Source organism: Burkholderia sp. A2 (assembly GCF_001729305.1).
GTDB classification, from domain to species: domain Bacteria; phylum Pseudomonadota; class Gammaproteobacteria; order Burkholderiales; family Burkholderiaceae; genus Burkholderia; species Burkholderia sola.
In genome coordinates, this window is sequence record NZ_LZXX01000002.1 from 282679 (window position 1) to 307195 (window position 24517).

At 68.5% G+C, this 24517-nt stretch carries 23 protein-coding genes; 13 read left to right on the forward strand and 10 right to left on the reverse strand.

Annotation, left to right across the window (positions count from 1 at the left end; all coding sequences use genetic code 11):
* Positions 1 to 270 precede the first annotated feature (270 nt).
* The 4 genes from A9Z05_RS01260 (at position 271) to A9Z05_RS01275 (ending at position 4040) form a co-directional block, all read left to right on the forward strand.
* A complete protein-coding gene (locus tag A9Z05_RS01260) occupies positions 271 to 2265 on the forward strand; it encodes an ATP-binding protein (protein WP_069616554.1) in 1995 nt (664 codons plus the stop codon).
* A gap of 68 nt (positions 2266 to 2333) precedes the next feature.
* Entirely contained in the window at positions 2334 to 2744 is a 411-nt protein-coding gene (locus tag A9Z05_RS01265; RefSeq protein WP_069616555.1) for a BON domain-containing protein, read from the forward strand.
* 78 nt (positions 2745 to 2822) lie between these two features.
* Positions 2823 to 3368, forward strand: a complete 546-nt coding sequence (locus tag A9Z05_RS01270) for a hypothetical protein (RefSeq protein WP_069616556.1) — start codon at positions 2823 to 2825, stop codon at positions 3366 to 3368.
* Positions 3369 to 3419: 51 nt separating this feature from the next.
* Positions 3420 to 4040 carry a DUF4142 domain-containing protein gene (locus tag A9Z05_RS01275; RefSeq protein ID WP_069616557.1) on the forward strand — a complete coding sequence of 207 codons (621 nt, stop codon included), beginning with the start codon at positions 3420 to 3422 and terminating at the stop codon, positions 4038 to 4040.
* A 34-nt stretch (positions 4041 to 4074) separates the two neighbouring features.
* Here A9Z05_RS01275 and A9Z05_RS01280 read toward each other — a convergent pair whose 3' ends face one another.
* The 3 genes from A9Z05_RS01280 to A9Z05_RS01290 all read right to left on the reverse strand — a co-directional run bounded on the left by A9Z05_RS01280 (position 4075) and on the right by A9Z05_RS01290 (position 5729).
* Entirely contained in the window at positions 4075 to 4578 is a 504-nt protein-coding gene (locus A9Z05_RS01280; protein WP_069616558.1) for a PRC-barrel domain-containing protein, read from the reverse strand.
* Between the two features lie 103 nt (positions 4579 to 4681).
* Positions 4682 to 5113, reverse strand: coding sequence for a CBS domain-containing protein (locus A9Z05_RS01285; protein ID WP_069616559.1), 432 nt, complete (start codon positions 5111 to 5113; stop codon positions 4682 to 4684).
* Positions 5114 to 5480: 367 nt separating this feature from the next.
* The gene (locus tag A9Z05_RS01290; RefSeq protein WP_069616560.1) at positions 5481 to 5729 is read right to left on the reverse strand and encodes a hypothetical protein; all 249 of its coding nucleotides are present in this window, start codon (positions 5727 to 5729) and stop codon (positions 5481 to 5483) included.
* 122 nt (positions 5730 to 5851) lie between these two features.
* Here A9Z05_RS01290 and A9Z05_RS01295 point away from each other — a divergent pair, with 122 nt between their 5' ends.
* The 5 genes from A9Z05_RS01295 (at position 5852) to A9Z05_RS01315 (ending at position 11941) form a co-directional block, all read left to right on the forward strand.
* The gene (locus tag A9Z05_RS01295) at positions 5852 to 6151 is read left to right on the forward strand and encodes a hypothetical protein (RefSeq protein WP_069616561.1); all 300 of its coding nucleotides are present in this window, start codon (positions 5852 to 5854) and stop codon (positions 6149 to 6151) included.
* A gap of 308 nt (positions 6152 to 6459) precedes the next feature.
* Positions 6460 to 6771 (forward strand): hypothetical protein, encoded by a 312-nt coding sequence (locus tag A9Z05_RS01300; RefSeq protein WP_041492268.1) that lies wholly within the window; start codon positions 6460 to 6462, stop codon positions 6769 to 6771.
* A 203-nt stretch (positions 6772 to 6974) separates the two neighbouring features.
* Positions 6975 to 7853 (forward strand): MipA/OmpV family protein, encoded by an 879-nt coding sequence (locus A9Z05_RS01305; protein WP_069616562.1) that lies wholly within the window; start codon positions 6975 to 6977, stop codon positions 7851 to 7853.
* A 96-nt stretch (positions 7854 to 7949) separates the two neighbouring features.
* The gene (locus tag A9Z05_RS01310; protein ID WP_069616563.1) at positions 7950 to 9644 is read left to right on the forward strand and encodes a VRR-NUC domain-containing protein; all 1695 of its coding nucleotides are present in this window, start codon (positions 7950 to 7952) and stop codon (positions 9642 to 9644) included.
* Entirely contained in the window at positions 9641 to 11941 is a 2301-nt protein-coding gene (locus A9Z05_RS01315) for an ATP-dependent DNA helicase (RefSeq protein ID WP_069616564.1), read from the forward strand. Before A9Z05_RS01310 ends, A9Z05_RS01315 begins: the two co-directional genes overlap by 4 nt.
* 18 nt (positions 11942 to 11959) lie before the next feature.
* Here A9Z05_RS01315 and A9Z05_RS01320 read toward each other — a convergent pair whose 3' ends face one another.
* The 4 genes from A9Z05_RS01320 to shiA all read right to left on the reverse strand — a co-directional run bounded on the left by A9Z05_RS01320 (position 11960) and on the right by shiA (position 16712).
* On the reverse strand, positions 11960 to 12733 hold the full coding sequence (locus A9Z05_RS01320) for an IclR family transcriptional regulator C-terminal domain-containing protein (RefSeq protein ID WP_069616565.1): 774 nt from the start codon (positions 12731 to 12733) through the stop codon (positions 11960 to 11962).
* A 427-nt stretch (positions 12734 to 13160) separates the two neighbouring features.
* Positions 13161 to 13619, reverse strand: a complete 459-nt coding sequence (locus A9Z05_RS01325; RefSeq protein ID WP_256121808.1) for a DUF4440 domain-containing protein — start codon at positions 13617 to 13619, stop codon at positions 13161 to 13163.
* A 267-nt stretch (positions 13620 to 13886) separates the two neighbouring features.
* The gene (locus A9Z05_RS01330; protein ID WP_012340028.1) at positions 13887 to 15188 is read right to left on the reverse strand and encodes a UDP-N-acetylglucosamine 1-carboxyvinyltransferase; all 1302 of its coding nucleotides are present in this window, start codon (positions 15186 to 15188) and stop codon (positions 13887 to 13889) included.
* 216 nt (positions 15189 to 15404) lie between these two features.
* Positions 15405 to 16712, reverse strand: coding sequence for a shikimate transporter (gene shiA / locus A9Z05_RS01335; protein WP_069616567.1), 1308 nt, complete (start codon positions 16710 to 16712; stop codon positions 15405 to 15407).
* A 359-nt stretch (positions 16713 to 17071) separates the two neighbouring features.
* Here shiA and A9Z05_RS01340 point away from each other — a divergent pair, with 359 nt between their 5' ends.
* On the forward strand, positions 17072 to 18199 hold the full coding sequence (locus tag A9Z05_RS01340; protein ID WP_069616568.1) for a 4-hydroxyphenylpyruvate dioxygenase family protein: 1128 nt from the start codon (positions 17072 to 17074) through the stop codon (positions 18197 to 18199).
* A 45-nt stretch (positions 18200 to 18244) separates the two neighbouring features.
* On the opposite strand, the gene A9Z05_RS01345 is transcribed toward A9Z05_RS01340, so the two are convergent.
* The 3 genes from A9Z05_RS01345 to A9Z05_RS01355 form a co-directional block, all read right to left on the reverse strand.
* Positions 18245 to 19585: a type II toxin-antitoxin system HipA family toxin gene (locus tag A9Z05_RS01345; protein ID WP_069616569.1), complete on the reverse strand. Its 1341-nt coding sequence runs from the start codon at positions 19583 to 19585 to the stop codon at positions 18245 to 18247.
* 2 nt (positions 19586 to 19587) lie between these two features.
* Entirely contained in the window at positions 19588 to 19983 is a 396-nt protein-coding gene (locus tag A9Z05_RS01350; RefSeq protein ID WP_069616570.1) for a helix-turn-helix transcriptional regulator, read from the reverse strand.
* Between the two features lie 177 nt (positions 19984 to 20160).
* Positions 20161 to 20826 carry a cation diffusion facilitator family transporter gene (locus A9Z05_RS01355; protein WP_069616571.1) on the reverse strand — a complete coding sequence of 222 codons (666 nt, stop codon included), beginning with the start codon at positions 20824 to 20826 and terminating at the stop codon, positions 20161 to 20163.
* 431 nt (positions 20827 to 21257) lie between these two features.
* On the opposite strand from A9Z05_RS01355, the gene A9Z05_RS01360 reads away from it, so the two are divergent.
* The 3 genes from A9Z05_RS01360 (at position 21258) to A9Z05_RS01370 (ending at position 24381) form a co-directional block, all read left to right on the forward strand.
* Positions 21258 to 22211 carry an alpha/beta fold hydrolase gene (locus tag A9Z05_RS01360; protein WP_084044076.1) on the forward strand — a complete coding sequence of 318 codons (954 nt, stop codon included), beginning with the start codon at positions 21258 to 21260 and terminating at the stop codon, positions 22209 to 22211.
* Positions 22212 to 22571: 360 nt separating this feature from the next.
* Positions 22572 to 23591 carry a DNA-binding protein gene (locus A9Z05_RS01365; protein WP_069616573.1) on the forward strand — a complete coding sequence of 340 codons (1020 nt, stop codon included), beginning with the start codon at positions 22572 to 22574 and terminating at the stop codon, positions 23589 to 23591.
* 169 nt (positions 23592 to 23760) lie between these two features.
* Positions 23761 to 24381: a TetR/AcrR family transcriptional regulator gene (locus A9Z05_RS01370; RefSeq protein ID WP_069616574.1), complete on the forward strand. Its 621-nt coding sequence runs from the start codon at positions 23761 to 23763 to the stop codon at positions 24379 to 24381.
* Positions 24382 to 24517 lie beyond the last annotated feature (136 nt).

Genomic DNA, 24517 nt, shown 5'->3' on the forward strand with positions numbered 1-24517 from the left:
GGCGCTTTTTTACAGAAACCCGATGAAAAAAGCGGCCGACGCCCCATTGCGGCGGCGGCGGGCGCGGCGATGCCGACAGCAACCACCCGGGCCACCACCCGCGCGGGCGCAAGGCCTAGCCATCCGGTGCCACGAATACGATGTGGAGCCGGGGCCGGGTACGCTGTTTGCTGACGCATTCACGCTCGCCCGGCGCGCTCGACGGTATGCCGGATGGCCGAAAGGCGGCATCCCCCCGCACGACGGGAGCCGGCGCGATGCAAGGACGCAATGAGGACTCTGACCCGCGAGCTGTTCCGGCAGGGTGCATGGGTCGTACTGGCCGTCGGGCTGGCGTCCGCGCTGCAGGCGTGGGCGATTCAGGCTGTCGGCCAGCACGCGCCCTTTGCGCCGCTGCCTTTTTATGCCGGCGTGGCGGCCGCCGCATGGCTGACGTCGTTCGGCGGTGGCCTCGTCGCGACCGCCGCGAGCGCCGGCGTGATCGCCGCATGGTGGTGGCGTGACGCGCCGCTGGCGGCGCTGCTGACGCAAGCCGGCGCGTTCGTCGCGATCGGTTTCGTCGAATGCGTGCTGGTGGCCGCCGTGAAGCCGCTGCTCGCGAACGATCGTCCGCATGGGACCGGCGACCACGACGGCGATCCGTATCCGCCGCATCGCGAGCCGTCGTCCGTCGCACGCGTGTCCGACGACGAACTGCTGCGCCACGTGGTCGATGCGTCGCCCGATGCGATCGTCGGGACCGACGCCGAGCGCCGGATCACCAGCTGGAATCCGGCCGCGGCCAGTATCTTCGGCGTCGATCCGGCACAGGCGAGCGGACGCGACATCGTCACGATGATCGCGCCGCGCTGGTTGCGCCGGCATGCGGTGCCCGCGTCGTTCGCGAACCTATGCGCGCCGGTCGGGCCGCTCGACGTACTGTGCGTGCGCCGCGACGGCGGCCGTTTCCGCGCGACCTTCGCCGCGTCGCCGATCGTCGACGCGCAGGGTCACTGCGCGGGCCTGTCGCTGACGCTGCGCGAAGCGGGCCAACGCCGCCGCAACGAACGCCACTACCTTCGCTCGCTGCGCGGCGCGCGCGACGCACGCGTGCAGGCCGACGCGTCGAACCGGCTGAAGGACGAACTGCTGGCGACGGTGTCGCACGAACTGCGTACGCCGCTGAACGTGATCTACGGCTGGGTCGAGGTGCTGCGCAACGCCGACGGGCAGGGTTTCACGCAGCAGGCGGTCGATGCGATCGATCGCAGCGCGCGGTCGCTGTCGCACATGGTCGCCGACCTGCTCGACGCGTCGTCCCTCGCGACCGGCCGGCTGCGCCTCGAACGCGTGCCGGTCGATGTCGTGCGGATCGTGCGCGACGCCGCGCGTGAATTCGACGCGACGGCCGAGGCGAACGGGCTCGTGCTGTCGACCGAATACGCGATGCCGGCCTGCGTGATTCCGGCGGACGGCGAACGCCTGCGCCAGGTCCTGTCGAACCTGCTGTCGAACGCGATCAAGTTCACGCCGCCGGGCGGACGCGTCAACGTGTCGCTGACGCGCGCCGGCGAGCGCGTGCGGCTGTCGGTCTCCGACACCGGGCAAGGCATTGCGCCGGAATACCTGCCGCACCTGTTCGAGACATTCAGCCGGCCGCAAGGCGCGTTCACGTCGCCGAAGCGCGGCCTGGGGCTCGGTCTGTCGATCGTGCGCAACATCGCGCAGCTGCACGGCGGCGACGTCGTCGCGACGAGCGCGGGCGTCGGGCGCGGCATGACCGTCGCGGTGACGCTGCCGGCCGGCTGGGACGCCGACGATCCGGTGGAGCGGCCGCCGCGCGCGAAGGGCAGGTCCGATACGGTCGCGCTCGACGGCCAGCGCGTGCTGGTGGTCGACGACGATCCGACGTCGCGGACGAGCCTCGCGGTGGCGCTCGAAACGATGGGCGCGCAGGTATCGACCGCGCGATCGGGGCACGATGCGCTCGACGCGCTCGAGCGGCAGCAGCACCCCAGCGTCGTGCTGTCGGATCTCGCGATGCCGGATGGCGATGGTTACTGGCTGCTGGACCGGATCCGGCGCCTGCCGGACGGCGGTGGGCATCTGCCGGTCGTCGCGGTGACCGCGCACGCCGGCAAGGCCGACCGGCGCCGCGTGATGGCCGCCGGATTCGATGCGTATCTGTGCAAGCCGGTCGACATGCCGACGCTCGCGAGCGTGATCGTCGATGTCGTACCGGACGACAGGCGCGACGCGGGCGGCGGGAAGCCGCGCGAGCGGTAGCGGCGCACACGGACCGCGCAGGCACTCTGGTTGCCTGGCCGCCGACCGCATACGAAAAAGGAGGCACGATGGACGCAACGGACAACACGCGGCGCGACGGCACGGGTAGCAAGCCGGCACGCACCCGACGCAGGACGCCGGTCGTGCCGATCGCGAGCATACTGATGCTGTCGTGTGCATGGATCGCGACGCCCGGCGACGCATCGGCCGACGACGGCACCCGTGCCAAGTTGGCGAGCCAGGCGTCTGCCGTCGGGGGCCAGATCCGGGATGCGACGCTCGCGTCCCGCGTCCGGGCCGCGCTCGTCGCCGAACGCGGCCTGGCCTCCGGCGACATCGACGTGCAGGTTCGCGACCGCGTGGTCGAACTCACGGGCAACGTGCCCGACGAGCGGCAGCGCGCGACCGCGATCCGCGTCGCGCACGACGTGAGCGGCGTGAGCGGCGTGCGCGACAAGCTGCAGATTCGCCGGAAGTAACGTGATGCGCGGGCCAGCGCCGGGCCGATCGGGCGTCGCGCGCCCGCGACCCTGCGCGTCACCGGGCAGGAGGTCGACATGGACACCATCATCGCGGGCCGTTTCTCGCGGCTCGAGCAGGCGGAGCGCTGCGCGGAGCAATTGCGCGGCCACGCCATCCATCGGGACGACGTGAAGGTCTTCTTTCTCAATCCGCCCGGGCAGCACGCGCTGTTCTGGCTCGGCGGCGATGTCTATGCGGACTCCGCCGCGCGACCGGGCGGCCTCGGCGCGCTCGAAGGCGTGGCCGTCGGCGCGGTCGTCGGGCTCGCCGGGGCCGCACTGCTGTATCTGGGCGGCCTTCATTCGCCGCTCGCGTGGATTGGCGTGCCGCTCGTGGGCGGCTATGTCGGTGCGTTGTGCGGCGCGCTGGGCCGGATGCGCGGCGATGCGCCGGAGGGGCATGGCGCGTTGAAGCAATGCGAAAACGGCGTCGTGCTGGCCGCGCATGTGACGCGGCGCACGATTGCGTTCGCGGAGCGGACGATGCTCGCCGCCGGCGCGCTGTCGGTGGAGCGCACCGAGGGCGCATGGCACAACGGCGCGTGGACCGATTTCTTCACGTCGGACCATCGTCCCGCGTGACGGCAAGCGGCGCGGCCGGCCCCCGCTCCGTCGTCCCACCCGGAGGCCCGGATGACAAAAAACCGGATCATGCAACGCACGCGTCGGCCGCTGGCCAGCGGGCTGACTGCCATCGCCGGCGTCCTGGCGTGCGCGTCTTCGCACGCGCAGACGCCGGCCTCGTCCGCGCAGGTCGCCCCGGGCGTCATCCTCCCCGGCCCGACCGCCGACGAGCCCGGCATGACGCAGCGGCCGACCGGCATCGACGCCGAGTTCGTCGACAAGGCCGGCATGATCGGCAAGGTGGAACGGCAAGCCGGCCAACTGGCGCTCGACCGCTCGTCGAACGCGGACGTGAAGGCCTTCGCGCGCCGGATGGTCGACGATCACGCGCGTATCGCGGACGAATTGCGGCACATCGGCGCGCAAAAGGGCGTGCCCGTCCAGACACGGATGCTCGTGGACCCGGCGGTGACGGCATTGCGGGCGAAGGACGGGCGCGCCTTCGATACGGCGTACGTGGCGCTGGCCGGACCACGCGCGCACGAAGCGGCGATCCGGCTTTACGAAACCGAGGCGAAAGAAGGCCGCGACCCACAGCTTCGCGCGTTCGCGGCCCGCACGCTGCCGATGCTGAACGCGCATCTGGGCGCCGCGCGGCAACTCGCGAAGGCGGTGGCAGCCGCGCAGTGACCCGCTGTCGGGCGGGCAGTTCGGACAGGCTTCTTCAGTGCTGCCGCGTACCGTCTTCGGGGCCGCCCGGCGACGCCTCGTACGGCGGCGAATCGAGCGCCGTTTCGCCTTCCTCGATCAGCCAGTACGGCGAACGGCCGTAATACGCATGCAGCGCTTCGGCCCACTCGGGGTCGGCCATCGTCGGCCAGCGGCTCTTGTCGAAGCCGGGCGCCTCGCGCACACGTGCGGTGCCGACGGGCAGCACGAAGCATTCGCGTTCGGCATCGAGGACGAGCGCGTTCCACGGCACCGCGAGCAGCTTGTCGCCGATCCCGAGCAAGCCGCCGGACGACACGACCGCATACGCGATCCGCCCGGCGCGCACGTCGAGCATGATGTGGGTGACCTTGCCGATGTCGTCGCCGTCCATCGTCAGCACGCGATCGCCTTCGAGCGTGCGGGCGGCCATGACGTCAGGTCCCGGCCCGCCGGCGGCCGTGCGCGGCTTCGCGCCGACGATGCGCGCGGCGTCGCGCGACGGTTTGTCCGTTGTCATCGAAAACCTCCTGGTCGAAGCGGCACCCCGGCCCGCGCGCAAATTCGTTGCGCGGCTAATGCGCCGGGGCAGCGGGCCGCGAGATGATGGGCACGCCGACCGGTCAGCGACGGCGCGGCAACGAGACGTCCTCCAGCGTATTGGCGAGCTCGTCGCGCGCCGGGCCGCCCGCGCGCGTCGCGATGTCGCCGAGCGACACCATGCCGACGAGCTTCAGGCTGCGGTCCAGCACCGGCAGGCGGTGCAACTGCACGTCGGCCATGCGCTGCTGAACGTCGCCGACGCCGTCGTCCTCGACACACCATTGCACGGGCCTGGACGCGACCGCCTGCACCGGCGTATCGGGCGAATGGCCGTGCGCCAGCGCCCGCACCGCGAGGTCGCGATCGGTCACGATCGCGACGAGCTCGGCGCCGTCGCAAACGGGCAGCACGCCGATATCGAAGCGCTGCATCAATTCGGCCGCATGGCGAATCGTGTCGGTCGGCGCGACGCACACTACGTCGCGCGACATGATTTCGTTGACGCGATACATGAACGCCTCCTGCGTGATCGGGACGATACGGGAGCACCGCGCGTGCCACGCATACGGCGCGCACGCCGGGGCCAAGACCTGTTCACGCCCAACACCGACCTGCGCCGGGGTGTCGGGCGCGGAGAAATTTGCCAGCGCCCTTGTACATCTTCCACGGCGGCAGCCGGGGGCTGTCGACGGGCCGTCAGTGGCCGATGCCCGTCATCGTGACGATCACCAGCACCACAGCACTTTCGATCGCGGCGAGCGCCGCGACGCCGGCCGCCCCACTGATTTCGTGCCATCTGCGTTCAAGGACTTTCATCGAATCGCTCCTGATTGGGCCGACGCGGGGGCGCTGCCACGCAACGCGCGCCGGGTGCCGCCGTCAGCCGTGATCGCGGGGCGGGGAAGGGACGTGCGGCGCGCGACGTTCGTGCTCGCCGGACGGCGTGGTGGGGTCGATACGCGTCGCACCGCCGACGGCGGGCGGATCGCTGGCCGGAAACGTCTCCTCGAGCCCTTCGTCGATGCGCTCCTCCGTCTTGTCTTCAGACGGCGGACGCGACGGGGCGAGCCGGAGCAGTCCGGCGGCCGGTGACACGGCGTCGCGGCGGCCGGTGGCGTGTACGGTCATGGTCGAACCTCCTTGTGGATGAGAACGCGCAAGCGCCGTACCCGTGGCAGCCGCGGCACGGCGCTTGCAAGCCGGCGGTAACCGGCCGGGCACGCGTCCGGGATGAACGAGAGGGCATCGTGATGAATGCAGCCAGGAAAAGGATACGTTACGACGCGAACGTATGCGGCGGCGATTTCGGCCACGTGCGCGAGCGTTTCGACACGTGGAAGCGCGAATCGCGGCTCTATCGACCGGAGCGGCGCATGTTCGACGGCAAGGACGAGGTACGCGAACTGAACGACACCGTCTACGACGGCCCGGAACGCGCGCAGCAGGCGCTCGTCGCGCAATGCGAACCCTCGGATCCGTTCGCGCTCGCCGTGCAACTGGCCGCCGAGGGGCGCACGATGTGGCTCGTCATGGCGGCGTACGACGAGTAAGCCGAGCGACCCAGGGTCACGGCGCCGGAGCAGGCACGGCGCTTGCGGGGGCTCGCCTTGCCATCGAAAGGCGCGCGCCGTCGCGCAGGAGTGACATGAACACGCCATCCATGCTGCACCGTCCCGAACCGACGACACCCGACGTCGATCCGGATCCGCCGCCGCCCGGGCACGACGACCCGGTCGATCCGCCCGTGCCCGACGGGCTGCCGCAGGGCGACCCGCCGTCGAACCCGCCGCCGATGCGGATGCCGGGCGGAAGCCGTGCACGGCGACCGGCCACGCGAACATTGAAAAGGAGGACCGTCATGGACATTCACGTGCAATCGCCAGACAAGCGCGCGATCGCTCAGGTACTGGGCCGCTATTTCGAATCGCGTTCGCTCCGCTATCACATCGAGGAATTGCCGGGCGGCGTGCTGCAGATCGGCTTTCGCGCGAGTGGCCGTCCGGTCGCCGTCACCGTTTCGTTCGACGATGCCGCCTACGACACCTACACGCACTGGGACGCGAGCCAGAAGCAGCTCGCGCTCGGCCGGCTCGCCGACGGCTTCTCGCGGATGATGTCGACCCGCAGTCCGGCCGCGCTCGCCGGCGACTATCACGTCGAGCGTTTCTGATTCCGCAATCATTCGCCGGCTCATGCCGGCTTCCGGCAAAGTGCCCGCATACAGCGGGCGCTTTGCGTCCGCGCGCGCGTCGCGTAGGATGTCCGTTAATTCAGCGCATGCTACGTTCGCGCCGCAGGCTGCCTGCCGTTGCAGCCGATGAAGCGCGACGCGCTTTCCTTCAGGTTCGTTTCGTGCAACCGACGGAGACCGCCTTGACCACTGTTGCTCGCCTGTTGCTGTCCCCCGGCGTACGCCGGTTCGTATCCGGCCTGTCGGCACTCGCGGCGCTCGCCGCCGGCGCCCGTGACGCGTCGGCCCAGACGCCTTCGCCGCTCGGCGAATGGCAATACACGGCGGGCGTACCGCTCCAGAAACTCTTCGATCCGAACATTCCCACGTGGCAGGTGAGCGTCGGCGCCGCGATGACGCTGCAGCCACGCTACGCGGGCTCCGACCGCTATCGCGTGATGGGCGGCCCGAACTTCGACATCCGCTATCGCGACCTGTTCTTCCTGTCGACGGGCGAGGGCCTCGGCGCGAACGTGCTGCGCGGGCCGAACTGGCGCGTAAGCTTGTCGGTCGGCTATGACCTCGGGCGCCGGTCGGCCGACGATCTCGGTCATCTGAACGGTCTCGACAACATCAACGCCGCGCCCGTGATGAAGCTCGCGGCCGACTACGTGGTCTCGAAGGATTTCCCGCTCGTGCTGCGCGCGGACGTCCGGCGCAGCATCGGCGGGTCGAACGGCTGGACCGGCGATTTCTCCGCGTACATGCCGATGCCCGGCAGCAACGAGCACTTCTTCTGGTTCGCCGGGCCGACCGTGACGTTCGCCGATTCCCGCTACATGAACAGCTGGTTCGGCGTGAACCCGGGCGCGGCCGCGCGCTCGGGGCTACCGGCCTATTCGTCGGGGGCCGGGATCAAGTCGGCCGGCGTGGGCATGACGATGGTGTGGTTCGTGAACAAGCACTGGTTCGTCACGGTGGACGGCGCGCTTGAGCAGCTCGTCGGCCGCGCGGCGCGCAGCCCGATCACGCAGCAGTCGACCAACGGCGTGTTCGACATGTCGGTGAATTACCAGTTCTGACCGGGGCCGGGCAGTGGAAGGGCGACGCCGCGTGCGGCATTGCCCGTCATATTTGATATGATTGCGACCTGTACAAACGTACAGTGATCGATCCCCGTGACGCCTGCCTCGCCGACGCCTCCGGCGTTTTACTACCTGACCAATTTCGAACGCGCGCTGGCCTGGCTCGGCGAGCGTTACGACGACCTGTTCGACGCGCACGAGCACGCGTTCGTCCGGCAGTTCGCGACGCTGCCGCAGGCGTCGCGCGCGCTACTGGTACGGATGCTGATGCGTAACGGGTCCGATTTCCGCGCGAGCAAGCTCGTGTACGACGAGATCGGCTGCACGCTCGACGCCGTCGCGCCGCTCGTCGCGCTCGGCTGGGTCGATCCCGCGCCGGCGCTCACGCTCGACGAGTTGTTCGCGCTGTCCACCAAGGCCGATCTGCTGCGCATCTTTCCGGCGCTCGCCGCGCATGCGGGCGAGCGCAAGGCCGACTGGCTCGACCGGCTGCGGCCCGCGCACGACGTCGCGCAACCGCTCGACGCGTGGTGCGCGCAGCCCGATGATCGGGTGTTGCGCGTGACGGTCGGCGCGCTGTGCGACCGGCTGCGGCTGATGTTCTTCGGCAATCTGCATCAGGACTGGAGCGAATTCGTGCTCGCCGATCTCGGCGTGTTCCAGTACGAAAGCGTGCCGATCGCGCCGTCGTCGCGCGCGTTCCAGCAGCGCGGCGACGTCGACGCGTATCTCGCGCTGCAGATGTGCCGCGACGCACTCGATGCATGGCCCGACGATCTGCCGTTCGACGACCTGATCCGCGCGCTGGATGCAGTGGACTGCGCGCAACCGTGGCTCGCGACGCGCCGCGCGAAGCTGCTGTTCGCGCTCGGCCAGGCGTGCGAACGCCGCGCCGACTGGTGTGCCGCACTCGACGCGTACGCGCGCAGCGCATGGCCCGGCAGCCGTCACCGGCGCATCCGCGTGCTCGAACGCTGCGGGCGCGACGACGACGCGCTCGCGCTGGCGCTCGACGCCCGCGGCGGCTTCGAAAGCGACGAAGAGCGTCAGCGCGTCGAACGCATGCTGCCGCGCCTGCAGCGCCGCGCCGGCCAGCACGTCGAGCGCGCGGCCGCTGCCGCGAACGTGCCGCGCGAGACGCTCGTGCTCGCGCGTCCCGACGCGTCCGTCAGCGTCGAATTCGCGGTGCGCGACCATCTCGCTCAGCCGGCTGCGCCGGTCCACTACGTCGAAAACACGCTGATCAATTCGCTGTTCGGGCTGCTGTGCTGGGAACCCGTGTTCGCGGCCGTGCCCGGCGCATTCTTTCACCCGTTCCAGCGCGGCCCGGCCGACCTGCACGCACCCGATTTCGCCATGCGGCGCGCGGCGGCCTTCGACGCCTGCTTCGCGCAGCTCGATTCGGGCGCGTACCGCGACACGATCCGCCGGCATTTCGCGACGAAGGCCGGGCTGCAGTCGCCGTTCGTGTTCTGGGGCGTGCTGACCGACGCGCTGCTCGACGAAGCGCTCGCCTGCCTGCCGCCCGAGCACCTGCGGCTGTGGTTCACGCGCCTGCTCGCGGATATCCGCAGCAACCGGTCCGGCTTGCCGGATCTCGTCCGCTTCTGGCCCGACGAGCGCCGCTACGAGCTGATCGAGGTGAAGGGCCCTGGCGACCGGCTGCAGGACAACCAGACGCGCTGGCTCGCCTACTGCCTCGCCCACCGGATGCCCGTGCGCGTCGTCGACGTCGAGTGGGCCGGCGACGGCGTCGCGCATGCCGAGGCGGCGGGGTTGTCCGCATGAGCTACGTCGTCGCGGTACGGGCGATGTGCGAGTTCACCGCGCGGCGCGGCGATCTCGACCTGCGCTTCACGCCCGCGCCGACCGCGCTCGAAGGCATCGCCGGCCACGGCGCGGTCACGTCGAAGCGCGGCGCGCGCTACGAAACCGAGATCGCGCTGACGGGCACGTGGGGCACGCTTACCGTGCGCGGCCGCGCCGACGGCTACGATCCCGTGGCGAACCGGCTCGAGGAAATCAAGACCTATCGCGGCAGCCTCGACGCGATGCCGGCCAACCATCGCACGCTGCACTGGGCGCAGGCGAAGGTCTATGCGCACCTGATGTGCGACGCGCGCGACCTCAAGGAAATCGACGTCGCGCTCGTGTATTTCGACATCGTGTCCGAGCGCGAGACGGTGCTGACGGAAACGCTGGATGCCGCCACGCTCGCGACGTTCTTTGCCGAGCAGTGCGCGTGCTTCGTCGGCTGGGCCGAACGCGAGACGGCCCATCGCGCCGCGCGCGATGCGGCGCTGCGCGCGCTCGCGTTCCCGCACGGGCAGTTCCGCAGCGGCCAGCGCGAGCTGGCGGTGGCCGTCTATCGCGCGGCGCGCGACGAACACTGCCTGATGGCGCAGGCGCCGACCGGCATCGGCAAGACGCTGGGCACCGTGTTCCCGCTGCTGAAGGCATGCGGCGAGGGCGAGCTCGACCATGTATTCTTCCTGACCGCGAAAACCCCCGGCCGCGCGCTCGCGCTCGAAGCGGCGGCGACGCTCGGCGCCGGCACGCCCGCGCTGCCGCTGCGCGTGCTGGAACTCGTCGCGCGCGACAAGGCGTGCGAACATCCGGACCTCGCGTGCCACGGCGAATCGTGCCCGCTCGCGAAAGGCTTCTACGACCGGCTGCCGGCCGCGCGCGATGCGGCGATCGAGGCCGGGCTGCTCGATCGCGATACCGTGCGCGCCGCCGCGCTCGCGCACGACGTCTGTCCGTACTATCTGGCGCAGGAGCTCGCGCGCTGGTCGGACATGGCGATCGGCGACTACAACTACTATTACGACGGCAGCGCGATGCTGCATACGCTCGCGCAGCAGAACCAGTGGCGCGTCGGCGTGCTCGTCGACGAAGCGCACAACCTGCTCGACCGCGCCCGCAAGATGTACAGCGCGTCGCTCGACCCGTTCGCGTTCGCGGCCGCGCGCGAAGCCGCGCCGGCGGCGTTGCGCAAGGCATTCGATCGGCTCGGCCGCGCGTGGGGCACGCTCAATCGCGCGCAGGCCGAGCGCTATGCGGCTTATCCGGAGGTGCCCAGCCCGATCGTGTCGGCCGTGCAAAACCTCGTCGCGGCGATCGGCGAGCACCTGACCGACGCGCCGCGCGCGAACGGCGACGCGCTGCTGCGTTTCCATTTCGAGGCGATCCAGTTCGGCGTGCTGGCCGAAGCATTCGACAGCGCGTCGATCTTCGACGCGACGCTGCATGGCGAACCGATGCCGCGGCAGCCCGCACTCGACGGCGTCGCGACGGCTGGCCGCCGGCGCCGCGTCCAGTCGACGCTGTGCGTGCGCAACGTGATCCCGGCCGGTTTCCTCGCGCCGCGCTACGAAGCCGCGCGCGCGACCGTGCTGTTCTCGGGCACGCTCAGCCCGTTCCATTTCTATCGCGATACGCTGGGGCTGCCCGGCGATACGGGCTGGCTCGACGTCGACGGGCCGTTCCGCGCCGAGCAACTGACGGTGCGCGTCGCGAGCCACGTGTCGACGCGCTGGCGCGACCGCGACCGCTCGCTCGAGCCGATCGCCGACCTGATCGCCGCGCAATACGCAGCGCGACCCGGCAACTATCTCGGCTTCCTGAGCAGCTTCGACTACCTCGGGCGCGTGGTCGCGCTGATGCGGACGCGCCATCCGGACGTCCCCGTGTGGGCTCAGGCGCCCGGCATGGCCGAAAGCGAGCGCGACGCGTTTCTCGCGCGCTTCGACGCGGGCGGACGCGGCGTCGGCTTCGCGGTGCTGGGCGGGGCGTTCTCGGAAGGCGTCGACCTGGTCGGCGAGCGGCTGATCGGCGCGTTCATCGCGACGCTCGGGCTGCCGCAGGTCAACGACATCAACGAGCAGATGCGGCGCGCGATGGACGCGCGCTTCGGCAACGGTTACGACTACATGTACCTGTATCCGGGGCTGCAGAAGGTCGTGCAGGCGGCCGGGCGCGTGATCCGCACCGAGCACGACGAAGGCGTCGTGCATCTGATCGACGACCGTTACCGACGGCGCGAAGTGCGCAGCCTGCTGCCGCGGTGGTGGCGGATCGGGTGACGGCGGCGGCGCCGGCCGCTACAACACGTTGAGCATCGCGAGCGCGGCTTCCTGCAGATGCGGCAGCACGCGTCGCACGGCCGCATCGGCCGTCTCCGCGCCGATCGGCATGTTCGTGCTCAGCGCGGCGACGACTTCGCCGTGACGATTCTTCAGCGGCACCGCGATTCCGCGTACGCCGACCTGCAGTTGCTGCTCGATCGCCGCGTAGCCGGCGTCGCGCGCGCGGTCGACCTGTTCGAGCAGCCGCGCCTTGTTGGTGATCGTGTGCGGCGTGAACGGCGGCAGCTCGGTCTCGTCGAGCCACGCGCGCACGGCTTCGCGATCGGGATGATGGGCGAGCAGCACGACCCCGGGCGACGTCAGCGGCGCCGGCACGCGCGCGCCGAGCACGAAGCCCGTCGTCATCACGCGCGACACGCCGTTGCGGGCGATGAACACGAGCTCCCAGCCGTCGAGCACGCTGACGTACGCCGATTCGTTCAGCGACGCGCTCAGTTGCTGCAGATAAGGCTGGACCGTACGCGGCAGCCGCGCCGAATCGAAGTACGACCAGCCGACCCGCAGCACGCGCGGCGTGAGGCCGTACAGCTTGCCGTCGGTGTACACGTAGCCGAGCGACTCGAGCGTCAGCAGGTAGCGCCGCGCGGCCGTGCGCGTGAGGCCGGTGCGCGCGGCGGCCTGCGTGGGCGTCATGCGCGCGTGCTGGCTGTCGAATGCCTCCAGGATCATCAGGCCTTTTTCGAGGCCGGCAATCCAGTCGCGTCGGTCGAGTTCCGGCTTTTTCGTCATCACGGGTGGGCGGTGACGCGCGGTGTTCGCGCAGGAGTGGGCGATTATCGCGCGAGTTGAGGAGTAGCGGGAGATCGGCCGATCCGCCATCCTTGTGCGTGGTATTGGGGGGCAGATATAGAGTCGGCGACATCCATTCAAGGAGGTCGTATGCGGGTTGTGAAGTGGGGGAATGATCTGGCCGTGCGCCTTCGGGCCGATCTGGTCGGGAACCGGGGCTGCCTGAAGGCGACGAAGTCGAGATCGTCGTTCTCCGTGCCAGCGCTTTGGTCGCGAGCCCCTACGTGAGCCTCGAAGCGCTTCTGCTGCCGTTGGGGCGTTCAGAGGCACGCTGCCGGGCGATTTCAGGTTCAGGCGGAACGACGCAAACGAGTCGGATTGAGTCGACTCATTCAAGCGCCGGAACACACGTGCGGCGCAGCCCAGCTTACTTGTGTTCGTGGCAGAGCGCAGCAATGCGCCATCTCGCGTCGATCACGCACCACTGCTCGACGAAATCGAAGCGGGAATCGATTGCCTGGCTTATCCATACCGACCCGATGCCCGTTATCGTCGCCCATTGCCCGCGCGTGACGATCTGCATGGTTTCGTCCCGATACTCGATACCCGATCTATCCACCGCGCGCTCAGCCGCGACGACGCGCATTCGCGCAAGAAATTGCGCCTTCGTGCGAATGTGAGCTTCGTGCCGGACAACGAAGTGCGGGCTGGCGATGAAATCGAGTTGTTCGACGTCGGCGTGACGATACGCGTCGATCCAGACGTCGCGCATCTGCGCCAGGGTGGCTCGGGGTTCCATAGGCTGTCCATTTTCCTGATGGCGCGCAGGTGCGCGGTTTTTGGCGGTATCCGCCGGGTCGGGAAGGCAGTCTGTGGCCGGGCTCACGTTTCGGCAATTGGACGGGTCCGAATCTCGTTTTCCCCGAGCGAGAAAAAGCCGGCGGGGCGCATGAGTAAACGTCCCGATGACGCGTCGTCGGACTGGCGCCGACCGCGGGAAGAGGCGTGAAGCAGCACGCAGTGTGCGGACGCGGACAGATGGCGGCCGGTGGCAGAGCGCTGCGCGGCCGCGCATGGAAGCGACCGATACGGCATGAAAAGCGAAGGAACCGGATGCGACGCGACCATTACGCGCGCCGCATCCGTCATGACCTTATTCGCTGCTCGTCCACTCGACGTTCGCGCCGACCGAACGCAGGTTCTCGACGAAATGCGGATGCGCGCGGCGAATCGGCAGCGCGTTCATGATTTCCGAACGGCCTTCGATGCTCGCGGCCACCATCAGCAGCGCGATCGCGACGCGAATGATGTACGGGCTCTCGACGCGCGCCGGCGTCAGTTGCAGTCCGCCGAACGTGATCAGCCGGTGCGGATCGGACAACAGCACGTGTGCGCCGAACTTCGACAGTTCGCCGGACCAGCCGAGCGCGCCGTCGTAGACCTTGTTCCAGAACATCGCGCTGCCTTCCGCGCGCACGCCGAGCGCGATGAAGATCGGCAGCAGGTCGACCGGCAGGTACGGCCACGGCGCAGCCTCGACCTTGGTCAGGATGTTCTGCGTGAACGGCCGGCGCACGCGCAGCGGGCCGTCGCGTTCCGCGCGCGACCAGCCGTCGCGGTGCGTGACGGTGACGCCGAACTTCGCGAACGTGCGGTCGATCAGCGGGAAATGCTCGGGCGACGAGTTGCGCACCGTGATGTCGCCGCCGGTGATCGCGCCGAGCGCGAGGAACGTCGCGATTTCATGGAAATCCTCGGCGAAGCGGAACTCGCCGCCGCCGAGCTTGCCGCCGCCCGTCACGCAAAGCCGCGACGTGCCGATGCCCTCGATCGCGACGCCGATCATCGCGAGGAACTGGCAGAACTCCTGCACGTGCGGCTCGGAGGCCGCGTTCATCAGCGTCGACGTGCCGTTCGCGGCCGTCGCGCACAGCGCGAAGTTCTCGGTGGTCGTTACCGACGCGTAGTCGAGCCAGTGATCGTTGGCCGTCAGCGGGCCGTCGGTACGGACGATCAGTGAATCAGGCGTGCGTTCGATGTGCGCGCCGAAACGTTCGAACACCTCGACGTGCGGATCGATCTCGCGCACGCCGAGCGTGCAGCCTTTCACGTCGTTCTCGAGGCGCGCGACGCCGAAGCGCGCGAGCAGCGGCGGAATCAGCATGATCGACGAACGCATCGCCTCGGGCAGCCGATGAACGGCCGGATCGAACTTCGTGTTGCGATGGTGAAGCTCGAGCAGACCCGTCGTGAAATCGACCGACACGTCGCTGCCGAGCGTGCGGAAGATATCGAGAATCTTGCGCACGTCGGTGATGTCCGGCACGCCGACGAGGCGCAGCGGCTGATCGGTCAACAGGGTGGCGCACAGAATCGGCAGGACGGCGTTCTTGTTCGCGGACGGCTTGATGTCCCCGCGCAGCGGAGTGCCGCCGTGGACGATGAGATTCGACATGATATGGGGGCGTATCGGTGACTGACGTAGGCCCATATGATGCCATTGGTCGGCACGCGGCGTGGAATGTTCGGAGGGGAAAAAGGGGAATCGGAGCGCGTAACTGACAGTGTTTGACGTCGCGTCCGCGATGTAGCTGGCCGAATACCGGCCGGCATGGCGAAATGGCCGATCGCGTGGCCGCCCGCGTATCGGGCCCGCCACGCGCTCGTTGCGTCATTGCGCCGCCCGCATCCGCGCGGCGACCACCAGCGAGATCAGGCAGCCGACCGCCAGATAGCCGGCGACGAGATGCCATGAACCGCCGGCCACGCTGACGAGCCCGACCGCGATGAACGGCGTGAAACCGCCACCGACGACGCTCGCGAACTGGTAGCCGACGCCCGCGCCGCTGTAGCGGTATTCGGCGCCGAACAGCTCGGTGAACAGCGGCTGCTGGACGCTCACGACCATGTCGTGCGCGGCGTTCGCCAGCAGGATCGAGAAGATCACGATCCACGCGATCGAGCGCGACTCCAGCGCGACGAAGAACGGCACCGCGGACGCGAGGCCGATCAGCGCGCCGACCAGATAAATGCGGCGCAGGCCGTAGCGGTCGGCCAGCCACGCGAAGCAGGGGATCGTCACGCAGCTCACCGCGCCGACCAGCAGGCCGATGTTCAGGAACAGGTCGCGCGACATGCCGAGGTTCGTCGTCGAATAGCTGAGCGCGAACGCGGTGACGATGTACATCGTGAACAGTTCCGCGAGCCGCAGCGCGACGATCAGCAGGAACGCCTTCGGGTGGCGCGTCAGCGCTTCCAGCACCGGCAGGCGCAGCTTGCGGTTGCCGTGCTCGACCTTCTCGACGAACTCCTGCGATTCGTCCATGTTCTTGCGCACCCAGAGCCCGATCAGCACCAGCACGATGCTGAACACGAACGGCAGGCGCCAGCCCCACGACTTGAACGCGGCCTCGCCGAGCGTATGGCTCAGGATCGAGACGATGCCGGTGGCCAGCACGAGCCCGACGCCGTAGCCGACCTGCACGCCGCTGCTGTAAAACGCCTTCTTCTGCTTCGGCGCGCTCTCGACGGCCATCAGCGCCGCGCCGCCCCATTCGCCGCCGACCGCGAAACCCTGGATCGCGCGCATCAGCACCAGCAGCACGGGCGCCCACCAGCCGATCGTCGAAAACGTCGGCAGCAGGCCGATCGCGACCGTCGACAGCCCCATCAGCATCACGGTCAGCACGAGCATCCGCTTGCGGCCGAGCCGGTCGCCGTAGTGGCCGAACACGATGCCGCCGAGCGGCCGGAACAGAAAGCCGACGCCGAAGGTGGCGAACGCCGCGAGCGTGCCCATCGTCGGGCTGACCTTCGGGAAAAACTCGGAATTGAATACCAGCGCGGCGACGATCCCGTACAGCAGGAAGTCGTACCAGTCGACAACGGCGCCGACGAAGCTGCCGATCGCGGCCTTGCGGGCCTGGCTGCGCGCACGGGCGCCGGCGGCGGCGTCGAGGGTGTCGAAGGTGGGGGTCATGGCGATGTCTCCTGGCACGGCGCATCGTGGAATCGTGGCGGCGCCGCGTCCGATGCTGCATTGAAGTCGATGGGTGAACGGAGAATAGGGCTCGCGCCGCACGGCGGCAATTGGCCAATCGGACAATGTGCGCGATGATCGTTCAATTCCGTGCGATTATCGAACGATTTTCGGGTTTGCACTAGGCGGCACGCCGATATCCCGTTCGGCCGGGGTGTGCCGCCGTGAACGATCTGGTTAAAATCTGCAGCATCGACAACTCGCCCGTCCGGGGCGGAAGCGGGGCCGCTACATCGGCCGCGCATGCCGCACGCGACAGGCACCATTCCCCCATCGACCGCATGCCCCCGGAGACTGGAATGCCCGGCAATTCCCACCCCTTGTCCAGCGATACGCCGCCCGTCGCCGATCCGGCCGACAATCCGCTCGGGATGGCCGGCCTCGAATTCGTCGAATTCGCGGCGCCCGTGCCGGACGCGCTTGCGCGGCGCTTCGAGCAGCTCGGGTTCAAGGCGATCGCGCGGCACGTCAGCAAGAACGTCACGCTGTACCGGCAGGGGCAGATGCATTTCCTGATCAACGCCGAGCCCGATTCGTTCGCCGCGCGCTATGCGGAGGAATACGGGATGGGCGTCTGCGCGATCGGATTGCGCGTGGCGAACGCCCGGCGCGCGTTCGAGCGGGCGATCCAGCTCGGTGCCTGGGCGTTCGAGGGCGAAAAGGTCGGCGTCGGCGAACTGAAGATTCCGGCGATCCAGGGCATCGGCGATTCGCACCTGTATTTCGTCGACCGCTGGCGCGGGCGGGACGGCCAGCGCGGCGGCGTCGGCGACATCTCGATCTTCGACATCGATTTCCGGCCGATCGACATCGCGACCGCGCATACCGATCTCGATTGCGCGGGCGTCGGCCTGCAGCAGGTCGACCATTTCACGCAAACCGTCGGCGCGGGCCGCATGCAGGAGTGGCTGGATTTCTACCATGACCTGCTGCATTTCCGCGAGATCCACCAGATCGACGCGCACTGGCATGTGTCGGAGGAATCGCGCGTGATGGTGTCGCCGTGCGGCGCGGTACGGATTCCGGTGTACGAGGAAGGTACGCGGCGCACCGAGCTGATGCATGCATACCTGCCCGACCATCCGGGCGAGGGCGTGCAGCACGTCGCGCTGGCCACCGACGACATCCTGGCGTGCGTCGATGCGCTGCGTGCGAACGGTGTCGAGTTCATCGAACCGCCCGCACGCTATTACGACGACGTCGATGCGCGGCTGCCCGCGCATGGCGTCGATCTCGATGCGCTGCGCCGCCGCGCGGTGCTGCTCGACGGCGAAATCGGCAGCGACGGCGTGCCGAAGCTGTTCTTCCAGACCTTCGTCAAACGCCGCCCCGGCGAGATCTTCTTCGAGATCGTGCAGCGCAAGGGGCACCACGGGTTCGGCGAGGGCAACCTCGCGGCACTCGCCCGCGCGCGCGACGCCGGCTGAACGATCAGGCGCCGACGGCCGTTACGCCGCCGCGCATGCCTTCGATCACGCCCGATCGACCGCCGCGAGCTTGCGGCTGTGCCGACGCATGCCGTCGAAGATCGCGTCGGCCACGTCCGCCGGAAAATCCGCCGGGATCTGCGCGGCGGCTTCGGCAATCGCGGGCTCCGTCCGTGCGGCGACGGCCGCCATCGCGGCGCGCACGTCGTCTTCGGTCAGGCCGACGCGGCGGCCCTGCTCGATCCAGTGGCGCGGCTGGATTTCGCCGATCACGTAGTGCCGGTTCTTCCCGCAGACAGCCATCGCGAGACGTGCGCGGCGCGGCGGAATCTGATTGCGGCGTGTACCGATGATCGGATGCGCGGACAGCACGTCGTACAGCGGCGTGCTGCGATACGCATTGCCGGGCAGGTGCGCGATGCTGAAGTTCTTCGCGTGGCCGTCGATCGCCGCCAGCACCCAGAACACGATCTGGGCGACGAAAAAATTCATCCGGTCGTGGGAAGCGTCAGCCGAATTCGCGAGGATGCTCATGATCGTCTCGATGCCGGGGCCGCCGTCCGATTCGTATTTCGCCCCCGATGGCGTGCCGGTCGCCTGGCACATGTCCTCCTGCGGCAGCCGCAGGATCCACGAGCCGTCGCGCGACGGACGCCGGTCGAAACGCTGGACAATCAGCGCCTTCTGATCGTCGAACCGGCCGATCTCGCACGGCGCCACCGACAGGCCGTACGCGGCGACGAGTTTCGAGCACAGCCATTCGTTTTCGACGGACGTGCGCATGTCGGCCTGCATGTTGCCGACACGCCCGAGCGGGAGCTTGAAGATGTGCGTCGTCGGTGTGCTGCCCGACGGACGCAGCCAGCGATCACGCTGACGCAGCAGCGCGGTCTTTTCCTGCGCGCCGGCAATCGACAGGCGCAGGTCGGCGTCCGGCTCCGCACGGCCAGGCAGCGGCGCGGCGGTCGCGTGGCGCAGCACGTCGGCGACGGCTGCGTCGTCGAGCGTCGCGCCTTCGATCGCCTCGAGATCGACCGGCGTCTCACCCGGCGGCAGCATCTGGATCGCGCCGACGCAGTCGCGGCCGATCGACGCGAGCAATTCGAACGGCGCCGTCGACCCGAGCCGGTAACGTTGCGCGATGCGGCGGCGGATCGGCTCGCTGTCCGGCAGCAGGTTGTCGAAATAATCGGCCACGATCGCGCCCTGATGCGGCTGATTGCCGGGCGTGAAGGGGAGCGACAACGACAGGGGCCGGCCCTGGGGATCGTCGAGCCAGTCCGGCAGGTAGACGAGACGTTCGACGCCGCGGCGGATTTCCCAGTACCCGACGGGAATGCCGTTCATCCATAGGTCGAGCCGATCATGGCGGGCGCGTGCGGCCATCGTCACCAGTCCTCCCGCTTCGACCCGCGCGGGCTGACTCGAGTCGTTGCTGCCGGGCGCTTCCGCGCGGCGCCGGCCGGGGTTTTGGCGGCCGTGGTGCCGCGCTTGCTCGCGACCGGCTTGCGGCGCGCCGTCGGCTCGGCGCCGGAAGCCGAATCGGCCGCTTCCGCCGGCGCATCCCGTTCGTCCAGGCTGAGCATCATCCGAACGCCGAGCGCGTTCAGCACCTTGAAAAGCCGCTCGATGCTGACGGCCGACGGGTTGGCTTCGAGCTGGGCATAGGATTGCTGGGTGATGCCGAGGCGGGCGGCCAGTTGCGCCTGAGTGAGCCCCGCGGATTTCCGGAAGCCGACGAGTATCGGGCGCAACTGGGTCAGGGTCTGGACAGGAAAGGCCATCGGGCGCTCCGCGAGATGACAGGCGATCGTTTGTAATCGAAAAATACAGTCTATGGCATGTATTGAAGAAATACAAATCATAGCCTGTATTAACAAAAAACAAACGATAGCCTGTTACGCGGCGAGCGATCGTACAGGGAAGGGCGCGAATCGGACGTTGGGCGACATCCGCAGCGTTCACGACCCGCGCGTCGAGCGACTCGCCCAGTCGGCCAACGCCGGCCACTGCCCACAGCCGCGCCGGACGAACCCCGCGCCCGTGCGTATCACCAACGCGCCGATCACCAGCGCGGCGAGGTCGTCGAGACGGCCGAAGCCGACCAGCGCCGCACCCATCGCGAGCGCCGCGAGCAACGACGACAGCGCATCGGTCCGCACGTGCCAGCCGCTCGCCTCGAGCAGTGCGGAGCCGGTCTCGCGCGCCTTGCGCAGCATCCAGTACGACAGCACGGCCTTGCCGGCGAGCGTGACGACAACCAGCGCGAGCGCGGCCGCGCCCGGCTGCACGATCGGCGGCGCATTGAACCGGGTCAGCGCATGCCAGATCATCTGCGCGCCGGTTACGGCCAGTAATGCGCCGAGGCCCGCGAGCGCGAGCGGCTCGTAAGTCGGGCGACGCTCCGGCGGCAGGCGCGCGTCGAACCGGCAGGCGACGAGGATCAGCGCATCGGCCGCGAGATCGATCGCCGCGTGCGCGACGTCCGCGAGCAATCCCGACGAATGCGCGAACCATGCTGCCGCCGCCTCGACGGCGAGCAGCAGCAGGTTGATCGCGAGGCTGACGGCGAGGGCTCGGGACGTGGCTGCGTAAACGTGGGACGTGGCGCGCGATGGGCGCTGCATGGCGGATCGCTTGTCGGAATCGGGGACGACTTCGAACGCTACCGGCCTACGGTGGCACGCAAATGACAGACGAAACGCGGGCGCCGGGCGAGGATTCGGCGCACGGCGGGCGATCCGCTGACCGATAACCCGTAGCGCTCAACGCTTTCGATCGTGCCGAAAAAATTACAGCGCACGTTCATGTGGTGGCGAATTCGGCGGCGTCGCGTGGGACTGCGGCGCCATCGACGCAGGCCGTCCGATGGCGCACCGACCTGCGATGAGCGACGCAGCCGGCCTGCGAGCGGGGCCGTGAGTTGCTTGCGCGACAGCCCGGCGTGTTCGTCCAAACGGCGTATCGAAGGTCCTTCTCGGCCGCAGTCGAGTGCCATCAAGCGCCATCGAGCGCCGTCGGGCAACGACATGCATTGCCCACTCGCTTGAGCAACCCGATGCACGACAGCCAACGCCTTTCCCCGCCCGACACGATGCGTGGGATGCCCGCGCCCGGCCTGCCGGCCGGTTTCGATCGACGATTCAGCCGACGCTACGCGCTCGTCAACGACGTTCGCCTCCACTACGTGACCGGTGGCCCCGACGACGGCGAAATGGTGATCCTGCTGCATGGCCGGCCGCAAACCTGGTACACGTGGCGTCACGTGATGCCGGCGCTGGCGGAAGAGGGATATCGGGTCGTCGCGGTCGATTACCGTGGCGCGCGCGAATCCGACAAGCCGCTCGGCGGCTACGACAAAGCATCGATGGCAGGCGACATCCGCGCACTCGTTCGCCACCTCGGCGCGACGCGCATCAACCTGGTCGGCCGCGATATCGGCGTGATGGTCGCCTACGCGTACGCTGCTCAATGGCCCGCCGAGATCCTGAAGCTGGCGATGCTCGACGTTCCGGTGCCGGGGACGCGCATCTGGGACGAAGCGAAGGCGCGTTCCGATCCGCAGATCTGGCATTTCGGATTGCATCAGCAGCGCGATATCGGCGAGATGCTGATCGCGGGCAGGGAGCACGCCTACATTCTCGATTTCTACAAGAAGCGAACCCACGTCGCGCTGTCGGACGACGATATCGCCGTCTATGCGGATGCTTATGCCGCGCCGGGCGCGCTACGCGCTGGGTTCGAACTCTATCGCGCATTCCCGCAGGACGAATTCCCGCAGGACGAGGCGCAGTTCAAGGCGTTCATGAAGCACAAGCTCCCGATGCCGGTGCTCGCGCTTGCCGGCGGCAAGAGCAACGGCGCCAAGGAGTTCGACATGGCGAGAGAACTGGCGCTGGACGTTCGCGGAGCGGTTGCGCCGGACACGGGTCATTGGCTGCCGGACGAAAATCCGGCCTTCCTGACGCGGCAGTTGATCGATTTCTTCACGGAAGCCGCCCCCGGCCGCTGAGGCCCACGGCCGTAACGCGTCGCGCCCTGAGCGGCCATCGCACGCATGCCTATGTTGCCCTGCGGGGCGTGTGGCGCGTGACGCCATCGCAGCTGGGTCGCCAGCCGCGCAAATGGTGGCTGTCTCGATCCGGCGGCGCCCCCGAGACACTCAATGAATCTGCGGCCCACGACCCCATAAGGGATTCCAGCGTTTTGTTGCCGCACCGTGCCACGCCGCCGTAACTAGCCAAGCCGGACTTGCAGGCCTCCGTCCACAAACTCTCAACATTATAGAAATAATGTCAAAACTTATCTCAGTGTAATTGGATATTTAACGGTTTACGTTATATTATTGACGAAATTTCCTCCTAAACCGATCATGTCCGATCCCGCTGCTGACGAACTCCGCCTGACCGCCGAAATCGAGCGCCTCAAGGCCGACTTCCCGAAAACTCGCGAGCTGTACCGCGAAGCCTGCGCACTGCTGTTCTTCCGTTTCGGCATCACGCCGACGGCCAATCGCCTGTACCAGCTCGTGCGCAAGGGCAGCATGAGCACGCCGACAGCGGTTCTCGGCGAGTTCTGGGCCGAGCTGCGGGAAAAGAGCCGTGTGCGCATCGAGCATCCGGACCTGCCGGCCGATCTGCAGGCGGCAGCCGGCGAACTGGTCGCGGCGCTGTGGAACCGGTCGAGTACCGACGCGGCCGCCGCACTCGACGCGCTGCGCGCGGAAGTCGAGGCCGAGCGGGCAGCGGCGCGGACGGAAGTGGCGACGCTGCAAGCCGAACTGGCCCGCACCGAAACCGCGCTGGAGCAACGCACGGCCGCGCTGCTGGCCGCGCAGGTCCGCATTCAGGAACTGGAGCAGGCGAGAGCCGCGGACGATGCATCGCGGCGAGCGATGCAAGCCGATATCGAACGCCTGAAGGCCGACAACGCGGAGGGCGACCGTGCACTCGCGCAGGCTCGTGCGGACTTCACCATTCAGCTCGACCGGCTGCGCGACGACGCCGGCCGCGCCGAAGAGCGGCTGCGCGCATCGGAGAAGCGGGCGCTTCAGGAAATCGATCGCGAGCGGCTCGCGGCCGCGCGCTTGCAAAAGGAACTCGACGCGGCGACATCGCGCGCCGAACAGCGCGACGCGCAGCAGCGGAAGGAAGCGGCCGCGCTACAGGCACAACTCGGTGACGCGTTGCATCGCTGCGGCGTGCTTCAGGGGCAGCTCGACGGCGCGCTGGCGGCCGACGCGGCGCGCAGCACCGAACTCGATGCGCTGAGGCGCGAGCTGGCGGCGCTGGTGCGCCGGCCGCCGTTACGCGGCATCAAGACCATCCCGGCCGCCGAGCGGAGCGAGCGGCGGGCGCACACGAGAAAACGCGCAGACGAAGCGCCGCGCTGACGGCGAAACCGAGCCGTCGACATGACGCGTCACGCGCAGACGGTACACGCGGGCGAGGCGCGCGCCGGCCAGGCATTGGGCAGGAGACGGGGATCGGGTAAAGTGCCGCTCAACATGCCGGCTCGACGTTACTAGACGACCGGTCTAATCGTTGCTACCATACGCCATCATGAATGCATCTTCAGGCGCCGAAGTCCGCCAGCACATCCTGAACATCGCGAAGCCGATCATGCTCCACAAGGGGTTCTCGGCGGTCGGTCTGAACGAGATTCTCGCCGCGGCGGGCATCCCGAAGGGCTCGTTCTACCATTACTTCGGCTCGAAAGAGGCATTCGGCGAAGCGCTGCTCGAATCGTATTTCGAAGGCTATCTCGCGCATCTCGACAATCTGCTCGAGCAGCAGGCCGGCACGGGCGCCGAGCGTCTGATGACGTACTGGGGCAACTGGCTGCACACGCAATGCGCGGACGATCCGGAAGGCAAGTGCCTCGCGGTGAAGCTCGGCGCGGAGGTGTCGGATCTGTCGGAAGCGATGCGCGCGGTGCTGCGGCGCGGCACCAGCCAGATCATCGAGCGGCTCGCGGGCGGCATCGAGGCCGGGCTCGCCGACGGTTCGCTGAGCGGCGTCGACGATCCGTCGCACACGGCCGCGATCCTGTACGAGCTGTGGCTGGGCGCGACGCTGCTGGAAAAGATTCACCGCAACCGCCAGCCGCTCGAAAGGGCGATGGCGGAAACGCGGCGCATGCTGAACCTGCCGCCGGCTGCGCCCGGCGGCGCGCAGTCGTAGCCCGGGCGCGCGTGGGCGCGCCTTGTTTTTGCGTTGATTCTAGACGACTGGTCTACTCAATCACTTATGACGAACGCTTCACGCCGCGTTACGCTGTCCCGATCGTTTCCACCCCTGCCGGCGATCGCACCGGCCC